Here is a 17,449-nt window from a genome sequence, read left to right as displayed (position 1 = left end):
TGCCGCATCAGCTCCCCCGTCGAGGGGGACCGCCGAGCGCCTGGATCGCCTGCTTTTATGCGGCCTCCGTCAACTTGGCGAACGCCTGCGTCATTGCGTTCAGGCTTTCATCCCTGCCCCGAGTCACCGCTCACCTGCGAGATCAAGATCGCGATTGTCCCGACCCTGAGCAACGTCCGTTGCCTCGCTGCGGCGCCAGGGGTGTGCAATCGGGGCAGCCACCGCCCGCCACCAGGGATCGAGGGGAAGCGTTCCCGCGGGTTCGAAGGGCTCGCCCGGCCGGGGAACTGCGGCTGGCTGCTCGGCTTCCTCGGCGGCATCCTTGGTCCACTCGCCGGGCTCGGCCCACGGGTGCGGGGCGAGGTTGAACGTACCCCAGTGGATCGGCAGCATCACGCCGGACGGACGGCCGCCCTGGAGATCGAGATGGGCGCGCATGCCCTCGGCTGGGGTCATATGGATGTCGGGCCAGTACTCGCTGTACGCCCCGATCTGGATCATGGTGGCGTCGAACGGGCCGTGCTCGGCGCCGATGTCACGGAATCCGGGGAAGTAGCCGGTGTCCCCGCTGTGGTAGATCCGGTGCTCGGGACCGGCCACGGCCCAGGACGCCCAGAGGGTGTGCTGCTGGTTGCGCAGACCGCGACCGCAGAAGTGCCGCGCGGGGGTGGCGGTCAGCCGGATTCCGGCGACCTCGGTGGACTCGTTCCAGTCCAGTTCACGCAGCCGGGACGCGGGCACGCCCCACCTCTCCAGATGGGCGCCGACACCGAGCGGTACGGCGAAGACCGTGTCCGTGGAGGCGAGGGCCCGGATCGTGGGCAGATCCAGGTGGTCGTAGTGGTCGTGGGAGATCACGACGACATCGACCGGCCCGAGGGAGGCGAGCGGGACGGGTACGGGGTGCAGCCGCTTCGGCCCCGCGAAGGCGAACGGTGAACATCGCTCGCCCCAGACGGGGTCGAAGAGCACGCGCCGGCCGTCGATCTCGGCGAGCACACTCGAATGCCCCATCCAGGTGAGGCGGAGGCCGGAGGCCGGGGGCGCGGCGAGATCCGCGAGGGTGGTCGGGTGCACGGGAATGGTGCCGATCGGCGACCGCCGGGCGCGCGCCTCCTTCTGGAAGTAGATCTTCGCGAACTCCAGCCCCGAGGCGCCGGACGGTCTGGTCCTGGCACCCACCGGGTTCTGGAACACCCCGTCGACGAAGTTCGGCGAGCGGTGGATCCGCTCCAGCCGCTCGCCCGCCGAATCGGCCCCGAAGGCCGCGGGTCGCAGCGAGCGCAGCCGGGAGCGCAACGAAAGGGGGGAACCAGCGCCTGTCACAGCACCTCCTGGAGGTTCGGTGTCGTCCCATTATGTCCGGGTGCGTACATCGGTGCGGGTCGAGTCGATCGGAATCGATCGGGGCTCCAGCCGGGCCGGCGTACGCACGTCCAACGTCGTCACTGCCCCCGGGATTCCCGCGTACGCCCCCGAGTCCAGGGATCTCCTCAACAAGTGGGCGGCCCCCTCCCGAAGCCGCTCGCGCCACCGGCTGCGATACTGACCGACGGTTCAGTACATGCTCCCGAACGGCTCCCTGGAGGCTCCCATGTCCGAGATGACCGGCGGTGAGGCACTCGTCCGCGCTCTCGCCCTCCACGGCGTACGCACCGCGTTCGGCATACCGGGGACGCACAATCTGGCGATCTACCGCCATCTCGACCGCCACGGAATCGCTCATGTGACGCCACGCCATGAGCAGGGGGCCGGATACGCCGCCGACGCCTACGCCCGGGTCAGCGGCCGCCCCGGCATCGCGCTCACCACGACGGGCCCGGCCCTGCTGAACATCGCCGCCGCCGTGGGCCAGGCGTACTCGGACAGCGTGCCGCTGCTCGTGGTCTCCCCCGGGGTGCCACTGCGCCATCCACGGCTGCCGACCGGTCTGCTGCACGAGATGCGCAGCCAGACCGAGGCCATGCGGGGCGTCGCCGCGTTCAGCCACCGGGTCTCCTCGGTCGAAGAGGTCGGCGTCGCGGTGGCACGTGCGTTCACGCTCTTCGGTACCGAGCGGCCCCGGCCCGCGCATATCGAGATCCCGGTCGATCTGATGGAGACGGCGGAGCCGGTGGGCGACGTACGGCTCGCACCGCCGGCCGTGCCCACGGCGCCGCACGAAGCCTCGGTGCGGGACGCCGCCGACGTCCTGCGCGCGGCGCGGCGGCCCGCGCTGGTCCTGGGCGGCGGCGCGCGCGGAGCGGCGGCCGAATGTCTGGCGCTCGCCGAGGAGTTGGCCGCGCCCGTGGTCACCACGGCGAACGGCAAGGGCATCGTCGCCGAGACCCATCCGCTCGCGCTCGGCGTCTCCCTGCACAGTCCGGCCGTACAGGAATGGCTGGCGGATCGCGACGCCGTCCTCGCCGTCGGCACCGAACTCGCCGAATCCGACCTGTGGTCGGCCGGCCCGCCGGCGCTGAACGGCACGCTGCTGCGGGTCGATCTCGATCCGGCGCAGTTGTACGGAGGGCTCAGGACCGCGCATCCGCTGCTCGGGGACGCCGCGCTCGCTGTGCGCGCGCTGCTCGGCTCCTGCCGTCACCCGGGTCCGGACACCACGCCCCGGACGACGCGCGCCGACGCGGCCCGAGCCGAGGTCGTACGGCTGCGTGGGCTGCGGGACGCGGAGACGGCCGAACGGGACGCCCGCTGGCTGCCGTTCCTGCGTGCCGTACGGTCCGTACTCGCCCCGGACGCGATCCTCACCTCCGACAGCGCGCAGTGCTGCTACTACGGCGCCCTCCCGCATCTTCCGCTCGGTCCGGAAGGCCGCTATCTGCACCCCACCGGCTTCGGCACGCTCGGCTACGCCCTGCCCGCGGCCATCGGCGCGAAGACCGCGGCGCCGGGCCGCGAAGTGGTCGCGCTGAGCGGGGACGGCGGATTCCAGTTCTCCGTCCAGGAGTTGGCCACCGCCGTGCAGGAGCGGCTCACGCTGCCGGTCGTGGTGTTCGACAACGGCGGGTACGGCGAGATCCGCGACGAGATGACGGCGCGCGGGGACACCCCGACGGCCGTCGGTCTCTCCCCCGTCGATCTGCCCGCGCTCGCCCGCGCCTATGGCGGCCGGGGCGAACGCGCGGACACCCCCGCGGCGCTCGCGGACGCTCTCACACGGGCGCTGGCCGCCCCCGTACCCACCGTCATCACCGTTCCCGAGGAGCCCGCCCGATGACCCCATCACGTCCGTCCAACCCGCTGATCTCGCTCACGTGGACGGACCATGTCACCGGCCGGCAGGGCTTCCTGGTCGTGGACCGGCTGGTCCGCGGGGTCGCCAGCGGCGGTCTGCGGATGCGTCCCGGCTGCACCCTCGACGAAGTGACCGGTCTGGCGCGCGGAATGACCATGAAGGAGGCCCTGCACTTCGACGCGGACGATGCGACGGCCCGTTATGTCCCCCTCGGCGGCGCCAAGGGCGGTATCGACTGCGATCCGCGCGACCCCTCGGCGTACGGAGTGCTGGTCCGCTATCTGCGCGCCATGCGCCCGTACATCGAGCAGTGCTGGACCACCGGCGAGGACCTGGGCCTGACCCAGGACACGGTGGACCGGGCCGCCGCCGAGGCCGGTCTCGTCTCGACCGTCCAGGCGGTCCACCCGCTGCTGGACGACGAGCGGGAGGCCAGGCAGCGCCTCGCCGACGCGTTCGCCGTCGAGGTCGACGGCATCGGCCTGGACGCGCTGGCCGGTGGCTGCGGGGTCGCCGAGTCGGTGCTCACCGCGCTCGACCGGGCGGGCGTGGGGTACGAGGGGACCCGCGTCTCCCTCCAGGGCCTCGGCACGATGGGCGGCGCGACGGCGCGTTTCCTCTCCCGGGCCGGACTGAGGATCGTCGCCGTGGCCGACATCAAGGGGACCATCGCCCACCCGGACGGCCTGGACGTCGAGGCGCTGCTCGCCGCCCGCGACGCGTACGGCACCGTCGACCGCGCCGCGCTCCGGCCCGGCGACCGGGAACTGCCGGGCGACGCCTGGCTCTCCGCCGACGCGGACGTGCTGGTGCCCGCGGCCGTCTCGTACTCCGTGACCGCCGCCAACCAGGCCGGGATCACGGCGCGCTGGATCGTCGAGGCGGCGAACATGCCGGTGCTGCCCGAGGCCGAGGAACTGCTGTCGTCGCGCGGCATCGCGGTACTGCCCGACGTCGTGGTCAACTCCGGTACGAACGCCTGGTGGTGGTGGACCCTCTTCGGTGACATCGGCCCCGACGCGGACGAGGCGTTCGCCCATACCCGCCGGGCGATGCGCGCCCTGGTGGGCAGCATGCTGGAACGCGCCGAGGCCGACGGTACGACTCCACGCGCCGCCGCCCACGCCATGGCCGCCGACCGCCTGCCCGTCATCGCACAGCGGTACGGCTGGTACCGGTGAGGCCTGTCAGTCTCGGTAGGGTGGCGTCGTGGTGAGAGTGCGGCTGAATGTGGCGGAACGACGCGAGGACCTGCTGCGCGCCGCCGTCGGGCAGATCGAGGCGCGGGGCGTGGTCGCCGTGCGGATCTCCGATGTCGCCGCCGTGCTCGGCGTCAGCAACGCGCTGGTCCTCTACCACTTCTCCACGAAGGAGAAGCTGGTCGCCGCCGCCTTCGCCCATGCCGCACGGGACGATCTCGACCAGTTGCGCGCGCTGCTCGGCCGGCGCGACAGCGCGCTGGCCCGGCTGCACGGCGCGGTCCGCTGGTACGCGCCTACCGGGGAGGCCAAGGGGTGGCGGCTGTGGATCGAGAGCTGGGCGGCGGCGCTGCGCGACCCCGCCCTGCGCGAGGTGGCGGGCGCTCTCGACCAGCAGTGGAAGGCGGCGCTCGCCGAGGTCATCGCGGAGGGCTCGGCGGCCGGCGAATTCCACTGCGCGGACCCGGTGTCGGCGGCCTGGCGGCTGACCGCCATGCTGGACGGCCTCGCGGTTCAGATGACGTCGTACGAGGGTTCACTGCCCCGCGCCACCATGCTGGAGTGGGCCGACGAGGCCCTTGCCCGCGAACTGGGCCTGGACAGCACGGCCTTCGTACGGAAACACGGACAGACCTCAGACAGCGGAAAGGGAGATCGTGGCGCAGCAGCAGACCGACCAGCTCCATCATGATGTGCTGGTCGTCGGGGGCAGCGGGGTGGATACCGTCGTCCGGGTCGACTCGCTGCCGGTGCCACTCGCCGACTCGGTCTCGGTGGGACCGATCCTCGAATGGCCGGGGCACACCGGCGGCAATGTGGCGCTCGGCTGCCGGAATCTCGGCCTGAACGTCAAGTTCCTCGACTACCTGGGAGACGACTGGACCGGCGAACGCGTCCGCGAGCGGCTCGCGCGGGGCGGTGTGGACTTCGAGGCCCTGATCTCCCCGGCGGGCACCCGGCGCGCGGTCAATCTCGTGGAGAAGACCGGCCGCCGGATGTCCTTCCACGACGGCAGGGACCCGGCCGATCTGCGAATGCCGCGCGACTTCTATCTCCCCCATCTCGAACGCACCCGCCATGTCCATCTGTCGATCACCAACTTCGCCCGGTTCCTCTATGACGACATCGAGGCGCTGGGCGTCCCGGTCTCGACCGACCTGCACGACTGGGACGGTCTCGCCGACTACCACAAGGACTTCGCCCTCCGCTCCGACCTGGTGTTCCTCAGCGCCGCCGGGGCGAGCGAGCGGATCGCCTCGGTGATGCGGGAGATCCTGCGCGAGGGCCGGGCCGAGGCGGTCGTCGCGACGGCGGGCGCGGGCGGCTCGTACGTGATGAGCCGCGAGGGAAGCCGTACGCCGCGCCCGGTCAGGGCGACCGTCCCGCCCGCGCCGGTGGTGGACTCCAACGGTGCGGGTGACGCGTACGTCTGCGGCTTCCTGTACGGGCGGCTGGCCGGACGGGACTTGGAGGAGTGCGCCCGGCTGGGCGCCGTGGCGGGCGCCCACGCCTGTACGGGCAAGGGCAACGAAGCGCTGATCGGCCCGGACGAACTGCTCGCGGCCTAAACGGTGCGCCCGGACGCGTGGTGGGTGACGGGCAGCGAAGGGGGCGCGCAGGGGTCGTGTCCGGGACACCAAAGCGTGATTTGTGGCGCGCGAAATCCAGGTCCGGACGTTAGGCAACTGTGCGCCGTACAGGGGTCCGGGGGTGTCCCCCGGGAAAACACAGTATGCCGTCCCGGGCGCGAGCCCCGGAGCGCCACCCGGCGACAACCCGCACCGGACCACCGCCCCCGGCCGAAACGCACCCGGACAACGCCCCCCGTCACGTCTGCCGCACCGGCGCGTACACCTCCTCCTCCACTCCGAACGTCCACGCGACCCCCGCCTTGGCCGTAGACACCGTCGGCGGCACACGCAGCCAGTACGTCCGGTGCGTACCGTCCGGCTCCGGTGTCGAGTTGACGACCTCGACCATCGCGACATCCTCGTCGCCGTCCAGCGCGATCCGCCACAGCACACCGGTCTCGTCGCGGTGGACGGGCCGCGCTCCCGACTCGTTCAGATAGCGGTCGTAGCCGTAGTACTCCAGCATCACGCGCCGCAGCTCCGCATTGGCCTCGGTGCGGATGCGCTCGGGGGTCAGCGTCGGCAGCCCGGCGAGGAACTCGGCGGGGACGGGCATCCCGCGCCACGCGTACAGGGCGAAGCCGTCCGGATAGGCGAGCGCGGGGCCGTCCCCGCGGTCCAGCCGCCCCGCCTCGTCGCGGTACAGCGCGACGGGACGCTCGCAGATCACCACGGCGCGTTCGTACGGCCACCACCAGCCGGCGTGCCGCGCCACCTCGGCGAGCCCTTCGAGGCGTTCGCTGCGGCCGTCGAACGCGGCGAGCCAGGCCGCGTCGTGCTGGCCGAGGACCGCGTCGAGCAGCACCGCACGGATCCCGGCCGCCTCGGCGGGCCGGTCGGCCAGAGCGTCCGCGATTCCGGTGCGTATCCGCTCGGCGAGCGCCCGGGTGGTGTCCCAGAGCCGGGCGCCGGTGGCGTTCCAGTGGTCGGCCCAGCCCGCCGGCCCCAACGCGTCGTGCATTCTGCGCCGTTCCTCGGCCCAGGGGTACGTACGCACCTCGTCCCGCACGGACCGTCCCGCGTCGCCGAGCGACCGCGCGGCCCGTGCCCCGGCCAGCGGCGAGCCGGCCCAGATGATCCGCTCCGGCTCGGCGAGGCCCGCCCTGCGGTAGGCGAGCCGCACCCCGCGCTCGGCGGCGGCCCGGTCCGTCTCCCCCTTTTCCCCCTTCTCCCCCGTCGCCGCCGCGACCGCCCGCCACCTGTCCACGTCACTCATTCCCGAAGCCCCATCCCACGTCATTCCCGTCCCCTGTCATGCCCGTCCCCCATTCCTGTCCGCCGTTTCCGTACCGCTGTCGCCCCGAGGCCCGCCCCCGGGCCGGCCCGCGCGGCCACGCTCAGTCCGCGACCATGCGCACCGCGCCCGGCAGGTACTCGCGCTGGCGCACCACCCGGAACCACCCCTTGGGCAGCGGTATCGCCGCGTGCTCCTCGTGCACCACCCGTCCGCCCTCCGGGAGATGGAGGAACATCGGTCCGAGTTCGTCACCCGGCTCACGGACCAGCCGGCCGGGTCCGGTCACCGCGTGGGCGTGGCCGGTGACCTCGCCGAGGGCCAGGACCAGCCGCCCCCGCGCGTCCCTCGGCTCGCCGGGGGCGCGCTCGGCGTCCCCCACACGCGCTGGCACCGTCTCTTCCGCGACGGGCACGATAAGGACGTCTCCCTGCCGGAACATGGCTCTCCCCTCGACCGGCGGCGCCGAGTGCGCCGACCTGTGAACGACGCTAGGGGGAGGGTCTGACAATCGGCCCCGGAGCGGGGCAGTGTCAGTGGCCGCTGGTAGAACTGCTGCACATCAGCCGATCACATGTCACCGGTGTCTGGAGCGTTCGTCATGGCCATTTCGGAAAAAATGCGGGAGTTCCACGGCCTGCCCGCGTTCGACTTCCCCGCGGCGGAAGCGAAGGCGGAGCTCCCCGACGCGGCCTCCGTGGCCTGGCGTATCTCGGTCGACTCGTACGAGTCCGAGGAGGCGTGGGAGGCGGCGTTCGCGCGCTTCGCCGAGTCCGTGGACACCACCGAGGTCCGGGCGCTGATCGTCGGTGCCTGGAGCGATGCCTACGACTCCGGCCCCGACGAGGTGATCTCGGCGCTCGTCGCCGCCCGCGACCGGCTGCCCGCGCTGCGTGCGCTGTTCCTCGGTGACATCACGTTCATGGAGTGCGAGATCTCCTGGATCAACCAGGGGCTGGTGACCCCGCTGCTCGACGCCTTCCCCGAGCTGCGCGCATTCGGGGTCCGCGGCGGCCAGGAGCTGCGTTTCCCCGCTGTCCGGCACGCGCGGCTGCGCTCGCTCACCATCGAGACGGGCGGCCTGGACGCCGAAGTGGTGCGGTCCGTCGCGGCGAGCGACTTCCCCGAGCTGGAGCATCTCGATCTCTGGCTCGGTACGTCGTGGTACGGCGCGAACGCGCAAGTGGCCGATCTGGCGCCGATCCTGGCCGGGTCGCGGCTGCCCCGGCTGCGGTCGCTGGCGCTGCGCAACAGCGAGATGCAGGACGAGATCGCCATGGCGCTGGCGGGCGCCCCGGTCGTGGCCGGGCTGGAGACGCTCGATCTCTCGATGGGCACGCTCGGCGACGAAGGCGCGGAAGCTCTTCTCGGCGGCCAGCCGCTCACCCATCTCAAGAAGCTCGATCTGCACCACAACTACCTCGGCGAGGCGATGCGGAAGCGTCTCCTCGACACACTGGGCGCGGCCGGTGTCGAGATCGACCTCTCGGAGAGCACGGAGCCGGACCGTGAGGACGACGGCGTCGAGCACCGCTACACCGCGGTGGCGGAGTAACGGATGACCCCGGACCCGAGCGCCCCGCCCCCGAGCGCACCGGCACGGAGCGACACGTCCCCGAGCACGACAACCCCGAGGGATCCGAAGCTGGTCGTGGTCGGGATCCCCGGCAACCGCCGCGTGTCCCTGTTCCAGGACGCCGTGCGGGCCGCCGGGCTGTCCCCCGCCCGCGAGGTGTCCTGGCGCGATGTGCTCGACGGCCGGGCGGAGTTCGCGGCCGGTGAGACGGTACGGATCGACTCCCCGGGCGAGGACCCGGAGGTGGACCGGCTGCTGCGCGACATGGACGATCCGACCCGCGTCGAGGGCACGGGCCGCTGGTACGAACGATTCACGGCGGCAGCCCGGGGCCTCGGCCGGGCCGCCGCCGGAGCCGGAGCCGAACTGCTCGACGATCCCGGGGAGCTGGCGGTCCTCTTCGACAAGCGGCTCTGCCATGGCGTGCTGGACGCGGCGGGGGTCCGCGTTCCCGTATCCCCCACCTCGGGCGCCGACCGGCCGGCGGTGTCCGGCTGGGACGACGTACGCGCCCTGATGGCCGGGGCCGGGCTCCGCCGCGCGTTCGTCAAGATCGCCCACGGCTCGTCGGCCTCCGGTGTCCTCGCCGTCGAGAGAGCGGGCCCCGGCCGGGTGCGCGCCCTCACCTCCGTCGAACGGGACGACGCGGGCCGCCTCTTCAACTCGCTGCGGATCCGCGACTACACCAGCGAGCGCGACGTGGCCGCGATCATCGACACCCTCGCGCCCGACGGACTGCATATCGAGCAGTGGGTGCCGAAGGGGGTCCTGGACGGCAGGTCGGCGGATCTGCGGGTGGTGGTCGTCGCGGGCCGCGCCACGCACGTGGTCGTACGGACCAGCCGGTCGCCCATGACCAATCTCCATCTGGGCGGGAAGCGCGGGGACCTCGACGCGGCCCGTGCCGTGATCAAGGCGTCCGGCGGCAGCTTCTCCACGGCTCTCACCCTCAGTGAATGGGCGGCCGACTGCTTCCCCGGAACCCACTGCGTGGGTGTCGATCTGCTGCCCGCCCCGAGCTGGCGGCGGTACGCCATCGCAGAGGTCAACGCCTTCGGCGATCTGCTGCCCGGTCTCACAGGGCTGCCGGGCCGCGGCGCCGAGGGCCTGGACACGTACGCGGCGCAACTCGCCGCCCTGCCGAGGCGTGCCACCCGCCGGACGACCGAGGAGCCGGTGTGCAGACACCTGACATGAACGAGGTCGTCGGGCGGGACGATCTCCTGCTCGTCACGCTCGACACGCTGCGCTTCGATGTCGCGGAGGAACTGGCCGCCGCGGGCCGTATCCCGCATCTCGCCCGGCATCTCCCGGACGGCCGCTGGGAGAAGCGGCACGCCCCGGGCAGCTTCACCTACGCCTCGCATCAGGCGATCTTCGCCGGGTTCCTGCCCACCCCCGCCGTGCCGGGTCCGCATCCACGGCTGTTCGCCGCGCGCTTCGGAGGCAGCGAGACCACGGCCGACCGGACCTTTGTCTATGACACGCCGGATCTGGTCTCGGGCCTCGCGGCGGCCGGCTATCGCACGGTGTGTCTGGGCGGGGTCGGCTTCTTCAACCGGCGGGGCGCGCTCGGCTCCGTACTGCCCGGACTGTTCCAGGAGAGCCACTGGGAGCCGGAGTTCGGCGTGGCCTCCGCCACCTCCTTCGAGGCGCAGGTCGAGCGCGCGGAGAAGGTCGTCGCCGGTCTGGAGCCCGACCAGCGGCTGTTCCTGTTCGTCAATGTGGCGGCGCTGCACCAGCCCAACTGGTTCCATCTGCCCGGCGCCACCCGGGACGCGGGCGACTCGCGGGCCACTCACGCCGCCGCGCTGGAGTATGTCGACCGCCATATCGGCCGGCTCTTCGCCGCCGCGAGCAGCCGCCGGCGCTGCTTCACGATCGTCTGCTCCGACCATGGCACCGCCTACGGCGACGACGGCTGGACCGGCCACCGCCTGGGCCACGAGGTGGTCTGGACCGTGCCGTACGCCCACTTCTTCCTGGAGAACGGGACAGCCCGATGAGCACCACCCCCGCGCCTCGTCCGTACGAGAGTTATGTCTACGCCTATCCGCACAAGACCGCCTACCGCCCGCTGGAGGACCGCCCGGCCCTGCGTGGGCTGTGGGCCGGTGAACGCAAGGACGCGCTCTCCCTCTATCTGCACATACCGTTCTGCGAGGTCCGCTGCGGCTTCTGCAACCTCTTCACCCGGATCGGCGCCCCCGACGAACTGACGACGCGCTATCTCGACGCGCTCGACCGGCAGGCGACCGCCGTGCGCGACGCCCTGGCAGACGCGGAAGCCGCCGCGGACACCGTACGGTTCGCCGCGGCGGCCTTCGGCGGCGGGACGCCCACCTATCTGGACGCCGACGAGCTGGACCGGCTGTGCGATATCGCCGAGAAGCGGATGGGGGCCGATCTGCGGGCCGTCCCGCTCTCCGTGGAGACCTCCCCGGCGACGGCCACCGCCGACCGGCTGGCGGTGCTCGCCGAGCGGGGTGCCACGCGCCTGAGCATCGGCGTCCAGAGCTTTGTCGACGCCGAGGCGAAGGCGGCCGTACGCCCACAGCGCCGCGCCGAGGTCGAGGCCGCGCTCGGCCGCATACGGGACGCCCGGATCCCCGTCCTGAACATCGATCTGATCTACGGCATCGACGGCCAGACGGAGGCGAGCTGGCGCCACTCCCTGGATGCCGCGCTCGCCTGGCGGCCCGAGGAGCTGTATCTCTACCCCCTGTACGTACGGCCGCTCACGGGCCTCGGCCGGCTCGGCGCCGGCGGTGACGCCGCCTGGGACGACCAGCGGCTGCGGCTCTACCGGCAGGGTCGCGACCATCTGCTGGCCCAGGGCTACGAACAGCTGTCCATGCGCATGTTCCGCCGCCCGGACATCCCGTTCGAGGACGCCGGCCCCGACGACTACGCGTGCCAGACCGACGGGATGATCGGTCTGGGCTGCGGCGCCCGCTCGTACACGTCCGCGCTCCACTACTCCTTCGACTACGCGGTCGACATGCGTGAGATACGCACCCTCATCGACACCTACACGGTGACGGAGGACTTCTCGCGCGCGGAGGTCGGCCGCCGGATCGACGGTGACGAGGCGCGCCGCCGCCATCTCCTCCAGTCGCTTCTCCAGGCCGAGGGGATGGCGGAGGCGGACTACCGCGAGCGGTTCGGCTCCGGCCCCGCCGAGGACTTCCCTGCCGAGCTGGCCCGGTTCGCGGCCCTCGGCTGGCTCGACGAGAGCGCGCCGACCGGCCTGCTGCGCCTCTCCCCCGAGGGGCTCGCGTACTCGGACGCGCTGGGTCCCGCGCTCTTCTCCCCCGCCGTACGGGCCTCGATGGCCGCGTACGAGAGGAAGTGAGACCCCGTGGACCTGACGATCCTCTACCGTGGCCCGCTCGCCTCCTGCGACTACGACTGTCCCTACTGCCCGTTCGCCAAGCGCCGCGACAGCCGGGACCAACTGCGCGCCGACCGGGCCGCCCTGGAGCGTTTCACCGCTTGGGCGTCGGAGCAGCGGGAGGACAGGCTGTCGGTGCTGTTCACCCCGTGGGGCGAAGGGCTGGTGCGTTCCTGGTACCGGCGCGCCCTCACCGAGCTGTCGCTGCTGCCGCATATCGGCCGCGTGGCGATCCAGACGAATCTCAGCTGCCGCACCGACTGGCTGGCGGACGCCGATCCCGCGAAGCTCGCCCTGTGGTGCACGTACCACCCGGGCCAGACGCCGTACGACCGCTTCCTCGCGAAGACCCATGAGCTGGCGGACCGGTCGATCCGGTTCAGTGTGGGGGTCGTCGGTCTGCCGGACCATCTGGAGCACGCCCGCCGGCTGCGCGCCGACCTGCCCGAGCAGGTGTATCTCTGGATCAACGCGGCCGAGGGACACAGTTATACGGACGAGGAGGCCGACGGCTGGACGGCCCTCGATCCGCTCTTCCCCTACAGCCGCAGCCCGCACCGCTCGGCCGGTCTGCCCTGCCGGACGGGCGAGTCGGTGATCTCGGTGGACGGCGAGGGTACGGTCCGGCGCTGCCACTTCGTCCGCGCCGAGCTGGGCAATCTCTACGACGGGTCCTACCGGCGGGCGCTCGCTCCGCGAGCGTGTCCGCTGGCGGTGTGCGACTGCCATATCGGCTATGTGCATCTGGAGACGCTGCCGTTGTACGACGTGTTCGCCGGAGGGGTCCTGGAACGGGTCCCGGCGGGGGTATGACCGGCGCCGGATCCGCCCCCGTGGTCAGTGCTTGAGGGGCAGGAGGTCGGGTCGCTTCGCCTCGACGTGGTCGCCGGACGACTCCCCGCGCAGCCGTCGTCCGATCCACGGCACGAGATATTCGCGCGCCCAGTGGATGTCGTCGCGCCGTACCTCCAGCGTCCCGCGCGGCGGCTGCGGCGGCCACGGCTGGTCCGGGTCGGCGGGCACATCGAGGCCGAGCACCTGCGCGGCGCGCAGTGCGACGCGGGTGTGCCCCTCGGGTGACAGATGCAGCCGGTCGCCGTCCCAGGCCCGCCTGTCCTGGACGGACTTGAGCGACCAGAGGTCGAGCACCGGGCAGTCGTAGCGGTCGGCGATGGCCCGTACATGCGCGGTGTACGTGGCGATCTTGCCGCGCAGATGGCGCAGCACGGGCACGCCCCGGGTGTCGAAGCCGGTGGTCACCATGACCGTGCCGACGGCGCCGGAGAGATCGGCGACGGCCCGCTCGAAACGCTCGGCGACATCGTCGGGGTCGGTGCCGGGCCGGATGATGTCATTGCCGCCGGCGCAGAACGTCACCAGATCCGGGGCGAGTTCCTTCGCGCGCGGTATCTGTTCGTCGACGATCTGGTCGAGGAGCCGTCCGCGTACGGCGAGATTGGCGTACCGGAAATCGCCATGGGCGGTGTCCGCTGTCGCACCCGCGACCGGCAGTTGGTCGGCGAGCAGGACCGCGAGCCGGTCCGCCCAGCCGACATACATCCCGTCGGGGCCCGGATCTCCCACACCCTCCGTGAAGCTGTCGCCGATCGCCGCGTACGACCCGAGTACGCCATTTCTTCTTGATCTCGAATCGCCTGCCACAGCACCACATCATTCACCGGCAGATGTGACCTACGCGACCGTAAGGAGGGGTTGACGCCGGGTGAGATATGCCATCGGTCAAGTTTCGGCCAAGCGGGAATAGGCGATAAATGACCGCTGCCCGGCACGGAAAGTGCCGGGCAGCGGTCTGAACTGACGTGATCTGACGAATCAGATGTTGACGCCGTTCTCCCGGAGGTAGGCCACCGGGTCGACGTCCGAGCCGTACTCGGGGCCGGTACGGATCTCGAAGTGCAGGTGCGGTCCGGTGGAATTGCCGGTGGAACCGGAGAGTCCGATCTGCTCGCCCGCGCTGACGCTCTGTCCCGCGGAGACGGCTAGGGACGACAGGTGGCCGTACTGCGAGTACATGCCGTCGCTGTGCTGGATGACGACCTGGTTGCCGTACGAGCCGCCCCAGCCGGCCGTCACGACCGTACCGTCGCTGACCGCCTTCACGGGGGTGCCCGAGGATGCCGAGAAGTCGACACCGGTGTGGTAGCCGCTGGCCCAGCTGGAGCCGGAGGCGCGGTACGGCGTGGAGGTCGGTCCGTCGACCGGCGCGGTGAAGCCGGAACCGGTGCTCTGCGCCGCGGTGTCGGCGGGTGCCTGCTCGGCGGTGTCGGCGGGTGCCTGCTCGGCGGTCGAAGCGGCGGACTCGTCCGTCGAGCCGCTCGACGCGGAGTCGCTCGACGAGGAATCGGCGGAGTCGGCGGAGGAGCTGGAATCGCCCGAGGAACTGGAATCGGCCGAGGAGCTGGAGGACTGCGCCGGAGCCTCGGACGAGGTGTGCGCCGCGCCGCGCCCGCCGAGGGTCAGCTTCAGGCCGGGGTGGATCAGCGACGGATTGTCGCCGATGGCCTCGCGGTTGTCCTTGTACAGCCGGTGCCAGCCGCCCCGGACATGGTGCTCGACGGCGATCTTGGAGAGATAGTCCCCGGCGACCACCGTGTAGGTCCTCGCGACCCTGGTGGCGTGCTGGGTGGCGGTAGTGTGCGCCGAGGCGGAGACGGCCTGCGGAGCGACGGCGGGGGCGGCCTTCTCCGCGGCGTGCGCGCCGGTGGCGCCGATGAGGGGAAGCGCGATGGCTGCGCCACCCGTGCCGGCGGCGATGAATCCGCGCGAGATCGGGTTGTTCTTGGGACGGCGGTGCTTACCCTTCGCGGGCATGGCGAATTCCTCTCCGGCGCCTGCGAGGTGAGCTGTCGGGTTCGGGCTGGAGCGGCCCGGCCGCGCGTGGTGCGCGACTTCACCCCAAGCCGCCCGGAGTTCCGGATCGGCGTACTACCTGGGTCCCCCGCTCCTGCCACGCGTTGATGGGTGGATGCGAATTCCGAGCGGCGGCAGGATTCGGCGATCCGCTCGGATTGAGGCTGAACGTAAGCGAGTCGGACGGCCGGAACAAGATGCTGTTTTCCGGCGGTGGCGCCCGTTTCGGATATCGCTCCGGCAATTCGGTCACCCTGCGTGGATTCCGTTCTCCAATTTCCTTGCGGAGCAGCAATTGCCCTTCCCGGTACCACCACGCAACGTCACGGATATGATCCTGCTCACTGGCCCGAGCCCATCTCCCCCGCGACCGGGGCAGGTTATGCGGAATCACTCATTCCGGACAGATAGGCATTTGGGCGATATTCATCGGCGCGGGGTGTCCGAATAATGCGCTTCTGACCCCTCCGAGGGCGGGCCGATTGCCGCAGGTTGCCTGAGGAACAAATGTCGTAGGGTCGGAAGCCGACATCGTCGGCGAGCCGCGCCGACGGCAGACACGGAGGAGCACGCCGTGACGCAGCAGCTGCCGCAGGTCCCGTCGACAGAGCCCGAGTTGTCCGGCGTGCGCAACTTCCGCGATGTGGGCGGACTGCCGACCACGGACGGCCGGCGGGTGGCCCACGGCAGGCTCTTCCGCAGCGGACATCTCGCCAACGCCACGCCGGCCGATGCCGCCTACCTCTCCGCCCTCGGCCTGCACACGATCTTCGACTTCCGCAACGCCGCCGATCTGAAGCTCGACGGCGCGGACGTGGAACTGACCGGCGTACGCAATGTGAACCTGCCGCTCACCGATCCCGCGGACGGCGCCGAGTTCTGGCTGATGGTGCGGGACGGCGATCTCGACCAGCTGCGCTCGCTCCTCTCGGACGGCCGAGCGGCGACCCGGATGATCGACTCGTACCGGACGATCATCACAACACGTACCGCCGAGCACAGCCGCGTCCTGCACTCCCTCGCCGAGGACAGCGTCCCCGCGCTCATGCACTGCGCGGCGGGCAAGGACCGGGCGGGGCTCTCCATCGCGGTGTCCCTGCTCGCGGTCGGGGTGGAGCCCGAGGCGATCGAGGCCGACTATCTCAAGTCGAACGACCCGCACCGCCGCTACCCGATCCACCGCACCGACAACTCCCCCACCGGGATGTCCTCGGAGGTGATGGAGCTGCTCAGCCCGCTCTTCGACGCTCGCGCCGAGTATCTCGCGGCGGCCTTCGAGACCATCGGGAAGACCTGGGGCACCACCGACCGCTATCTGACCGAGGGGCTCGGGCTCGCCCCCGAAACCCGCGAGCGGCTCCGCGCCCGTCTCCTCGACCAGAGCTGAGGGGCGCCGTTACCCCCGGGCGCCCATCTCGAAGAGCAGATAGAGGAAGGCCGCGAAGAGATGGCCCGCGATCAGATAGGCGAAGAGCCGGATGACCAGCCCGCGGGGGAACTTCCCCTCTTCCTTCATGACATGACCGGACGCGGCGTTCCCCGGCAGGGGGTTCTCCGGAGCGACGTTCTCCGACACGGGCTTCTCTGACTCGGGCTTCTCTGACTCGGGCATGGTGGCAGACCTCTCTCAGCAGGTCAGCGGCGATGAGCCCCGCCGCCGAGGCACAACTCGGCGGCGGGGCTCTGCAGCAGGGTATGGACGAAGAGCAGCTCGGTCCCCTCGGCTCCGGCCGCCGCGATCCGGTGCGGGGTGAGCGAGTCGAAGTGCGCGCTGTCCCCGGGGTCGAGTACGTGTACGGCGTCCCCGAGGGTCAGCCGCAGCCGCCCTTCGAGGACATAGAGCCACTCCTCGCCCGGATGTACGCGGACGAGCTCGCCCTGCGCCCCGTACGGGACCTGCAGCCGCAGCGGCTGCATGGCCCGCCCCGAGCCGCCCGCCTGGTGGTAGGTCCAGCCGTCGGCCTCGACCGGTTCCATCCGGCCGGCCCTGACGATGGGATCGCGCTCCGGCGGCATCTCCCCGAGCAGCTCGGAGACGGTCGTACCGTAGATACGGGCGAGGCTCAGCAGCATCGGGAGCGACGGCTGTCTGCGGCCGGTCTCCAGCCGGGAGAGATGAGCGGGAGAGAGCCCGGCCCGCGCGGCGGCGGTCTCCAGGGTGAGCCGCCGGCCGCGGCGCAGCTCGCGCAGTCGGGGTGCGACATCGGGCAGCTGGTCGGGCAGGTCTTCGGCGGCCTCTCCGGCGGGAGGTGTGCTCATGCCTCCATTGCGCCAGGAACTTTCCTCTCAGGCAAATTTCTTGCCCGAGA

17 protein-coding genes and 1 riboswitch are annotated in these 17,449 nt (G+C 71.4%); of the genes, 10 read left to right on the top strand and 7 right to left on the bottom strand.

All coding sequences use genetic code 11. The features are described from left to right. Positions 1–123: 123 nt before the first annotated feature. The gene (locus IF11_RS0131685) at positions 124–1,326 is read right to left on the bottom strand and encodes an MBL fold metallo-hydrolase (protein WP_030355231.1); all 1,203 of its coding nucleotides are present in this window, start codon (positions 1,324–1,326) and stop codon (positions 124–126) included. Positions 1,327–1,594: 268 nt separating this feature from the next. Here IF11_RS0131685 and IF11_RS0131680 point away from each other — a divergent pair, with 268 nt between their 5' ends. Genes IF11_RS0131680 through IF11_RS0131665 form a run of 4 tightly spaced genes read left to right on the top strand, consistent with a single transcriptional unit; the run spans position 1,595 to position 6,002 of the window. Then, on the top strand, positions 1,595–3,217 hold the full coding sequence (locus tag IF11_RS0131680; RefSeq protein ID WP_030355230.1) for a 5-guanidino-2-oxopentanoate decarboxylase: 1,623 nt from the start codon (positions 1,595–1,597) through the stop codon (positions 3,215–3,217). Further along, entirely contained in the window at positions 3,214–4,416 is a 1,203-nt protein-coding gene (locus IF11_RS0131675; protein WP_030355229.1) for a Glu/Leu/Phe/Val dehydrogenase dimerization domain-containing protein, read from the top strand. The genes IF11_RS0131680 and IF11_RS0131675 overlap by 4 nt, the downstream gene beginning before the upstream one ends. A gap of 28 nt (positions 4,417–4,444) precedes the next feature. Beyond that, entirely contained in the window at positions 4,445–5,125 is a 681-nt protein-coding gene (locus IF11_RS0131670; protein ID WP_030355228.1) for a TetR/AcrR family transcriptional regulator, read from the top strand. Further along, positions 5,091–6,002 carry a carbohydrate kinase family protein gene (locus IF11_RS0131665; protein WP_030355227.1) on the top strand — a complete coding sequence of 304 codons (912 nt, stop codon included), beginning with the start codon at positions 5,091–5,093 and terminating at the stop codon, positions 6,000–6,002. The genes IF11_RS0131670 and IF11_RS0131665 overlap by 35 nt, the downstream gene beginning before the upstream one ends. Before the next feature lie 259 nt (positions 6,003–6,261). Here IF11_RS0131665 and IF11_RS0131660 read toward each other — a convergent pair whose 3' ends face one another. Further along, complete coding sequence (locus tag IF11_RS0131660; protein WP_030355226.1) at positions 6,262–7,281, bottom strand: DUF6745 domain-containing protein; 1,020 nt, start codon at positions 7,279–7,281, stop codon at positions 6,262–6,264. A gap of 121 nt (positions 7,282–7,402) precedes the next feature. Next, on the bottom strand, positions 7,403–7,741 hold the full coding sequence (locus tag IF11_RS0131655) for a hypothetical protein (protein WP_030355225.1): 339 nt from the start codon (positions 7,739–7,741) through the stop codon (positions 7,403–7,405). 159 nt (positions 7,742–7,900) lie between these two features. On the opposite strand from IF11_RS0131655, the gene IF11_RS0131650 reads away from it, so the two are divergent. The 5 genes from IF11_RS0131650 to IF11_RS0131630 are packed head-to-tail and all read left to right on the top strand — an operon-like array spanning position 7,901 to position 13,082. Then, positions 7,901–8,854: an STM4015 family protein gene (locus IF11_RS0131650; RefSeq protein WP_030355224.1), complete on the top strand. Its 954-nt coding sequence runs from the start codon at positions 7,901–7,903 to the stop codon at positions 8,852–8,854. A 3-nt stretch (positions 8,855–8,857) separates the two neighbouring features. Continuing rightward, positions 8,858–10,072 carry an STM4014 family protein gene (locus IF11_RS0131645; RefSeq protein WP_169746444.1) on the top strand — a complete coding sequence of 405 codons (1,215 nt, stop codon included), beginning with the start codon at positions 8,858–8,860 and terminating at the stop codon, positions 10,070–10,072. Beyond that, a complete protein-coding gene (locus tag IF11_RS0131640) occupies positions 10,069–10,881 on the top strand; it encodes an STM4013/SEN3800 family hydrolase (RefSeq protein ID WP_030355222.1) in 813 nt (270 codons plus the stop codon). Before IF11_RS0131645 ends, IF11_RS0131640 begins: the two co-directional genes overlap by 4 nt. Then, on the top strand, positions 10,878–12,230 hold the full coding sequence (locus IF11_RS0131635) for an STM4012 family radical SAM protein (RefSeq protein WP_030355221.1): 1,353 nt from the start codon (positions 10,878–10,880) through the stop codon (positions 12,228–12,230). The genes IF11_RS0131640 and IF11_RS0131635 overlap by 4 nt, the downstream gene beginning before the upstream one ends. 6 nt (positions 12,231–12,236) lie before the next feature. Further along, positions 12,237–13,082, top strand: a complete 846-nt coding sequence (locus IF11_RS0131630; RefSeq protein ID WP_030355220.1) for an STM4011 family radical SAM protein — start codon at positions 12,237–12,239, stop codon at positions 13,080–13,082. 24 nt (positions 13,083–13,106) lie between these two features. Here IF11_RS0131630 and IF11_RS0131625 read toward each other — a convergent pair whose 3' ends face one another. Next, positions 13,107–13,931, bottom strand: a complete 825-nt coding sequence (locus IF11_RS0131625) for an SGNH/GDSL hydrolase family protein (RefSeq protein ID WP_030355219.1) — start codon at positions 13,929–13,931, stop codon at positions 13,107–13,109. 171 nt (positions 13,932–14,102) lie between these two features. Continuing rightward, entirely contained in the window at positions 14,103–15,101 is a 999-nt protein-coding gene (locus IF11_RS0131620; RefSeq protein WP_030355218.1) for a M23 family metallopeptidase, read from the bottom strand. 4 nt (positions 15,102–15,105) lie between these two features. Continuing rightward, positions 15,106–15,264, bottom strand: a riboswitch (cyclic di-AMP (ydaO/yuaA leader). 450 nt (positions 15,265–15,714) lie between these two features. On the opposite strand from IF11_RS0131620, the gene IF11_RS0131615 reads away from it, so the two are divergent. Then, a complete protein-coding gene (locus IF11_RS0131615; RefSeq protein WP_030355217.1) occupies positions 15,715–16,527 on the top strand; it encodes a tyrosine-protein phosphatase in 813 nt (270 codons plus the stop codon). Positions 16,528–16,536: 9 nt separating this feature from the next. Here the strand turns inward: IF11_RS0131615 and IF11_RS37175 are convergent, their stop codons facing one another. Continuing rightward, positions 16,537–16,656: a DUF6126 family protein gene (locus tag IF11_RS37175; RefSeq protein WP_037729095.1), complete on the bottom strand. Its 120-nt coding sequence runs from the start codon at positions 16,654–16,656 to the stop codon at positions 16,537–16,539. Between the two features lie 119 nt (positions 16,657–16,775). Further along, positions 16,776–17,399, bottom strand: a complete 624-nt coding sequence (locus IF11_RS0131605) for a helix-turn-helix domain-containing protein (protein ID WP_037729083.1) — start codon at positions 17,397–17,399, stop codon at positions 16,776–16,778. Positions 17,400–17,449: the final 50 nt, after the last annotated feature.

The organism is Streptomyces scopuliridis RB72 (genome assembly GCF_000718095.1).
Classification (GTDB): Bacteria; Actinomycetota; Actinomycetes; order Streptomycetales; family Streptomycetaceae; genus Streptomyces; species Streptomyces scopuliridis.
Note: the sequence above shows the minus strand (reverse complement) of the source record. Positions and strands in the feature narration are given on the sequence as shown.

Coding starts and splice junctions, on each gene's coding strand:
- IF11_RS0131680 (WP_030355230.1), top strand. CDS start 1,595: ATGTCCGAGATGACCGGCGGTGAGGCACTCGTCCGCGCTCTCGCCCTC.
- IF11_RS0131675 (WP_030355229.1), top strand. CDS start 3,214: ATGACCCCATCACGTCCGTCCAACCCGCTGATCTCGCTCACGTGGACG.
- IF11_RS0131660 (WP_030355226.1), bottom strand. CDS start 7,281: ATGAGTGACGTGGACAGGTGGCGGGCGGTCGCGGCGGCGACGGGGGAG.
- IF11_RS0131655 (WP_030355225.1), bottom strand. CDS start 7,741: ATGTTCCGGCAGGGAGACGTCCTTATCGTGCCCGTCGCGGAAGAGACG.
- IF11_RS0131650 (WP_030355224.1), top strand. CDS start 7,901: ATGGCCATTTCGGAAAAAATGCGGGAGTTCCACGGCCTGCCCGCGTTC.
- IF11_RS0131645 (WP_169746444.1), top strand. CDS start 8,858: ATGACCCCGGACCCGAGCGCCCCGCCCCCGAGCGCACCGGCACGGAGC.
- IF11_RS0131640 (WP_030355222.1), top strand. CDS start 10,069: ATGAACGAGGTCGTCGGGCGGGACGATCTCCTGCTCGTCACGCTCGAC.
- IF11_RS0131635 (WP_030355221.1), top strand. CDS start 10,878: ATGAGCACCACCCCCGCGCCTCGTCCGTACGAGAGTTATGTCTACGCC.
- IF11_RS0131620 (WP_030355218.1), bottom strand. CDS start 15,101: ATGCCCGCGAAGGGTAAGCACCGCCGTCCCAAGAACAACCCGATCTCG.
- IF11_RS37175 (WP_037729095.1), bottom strand. CDS start 16,656: ATGAAGGAAGAGGGGAAGTTCCCCCGCGGGCTGGTCATCCGGCTCTTC.
- IF11_RS0131605 (WP_037729083.1), bottom strand. CDS start 17,399: ATGAGCACACCTCCCGCCGGAGAGGCCGCCGAAGACCTGCCCGACCAG.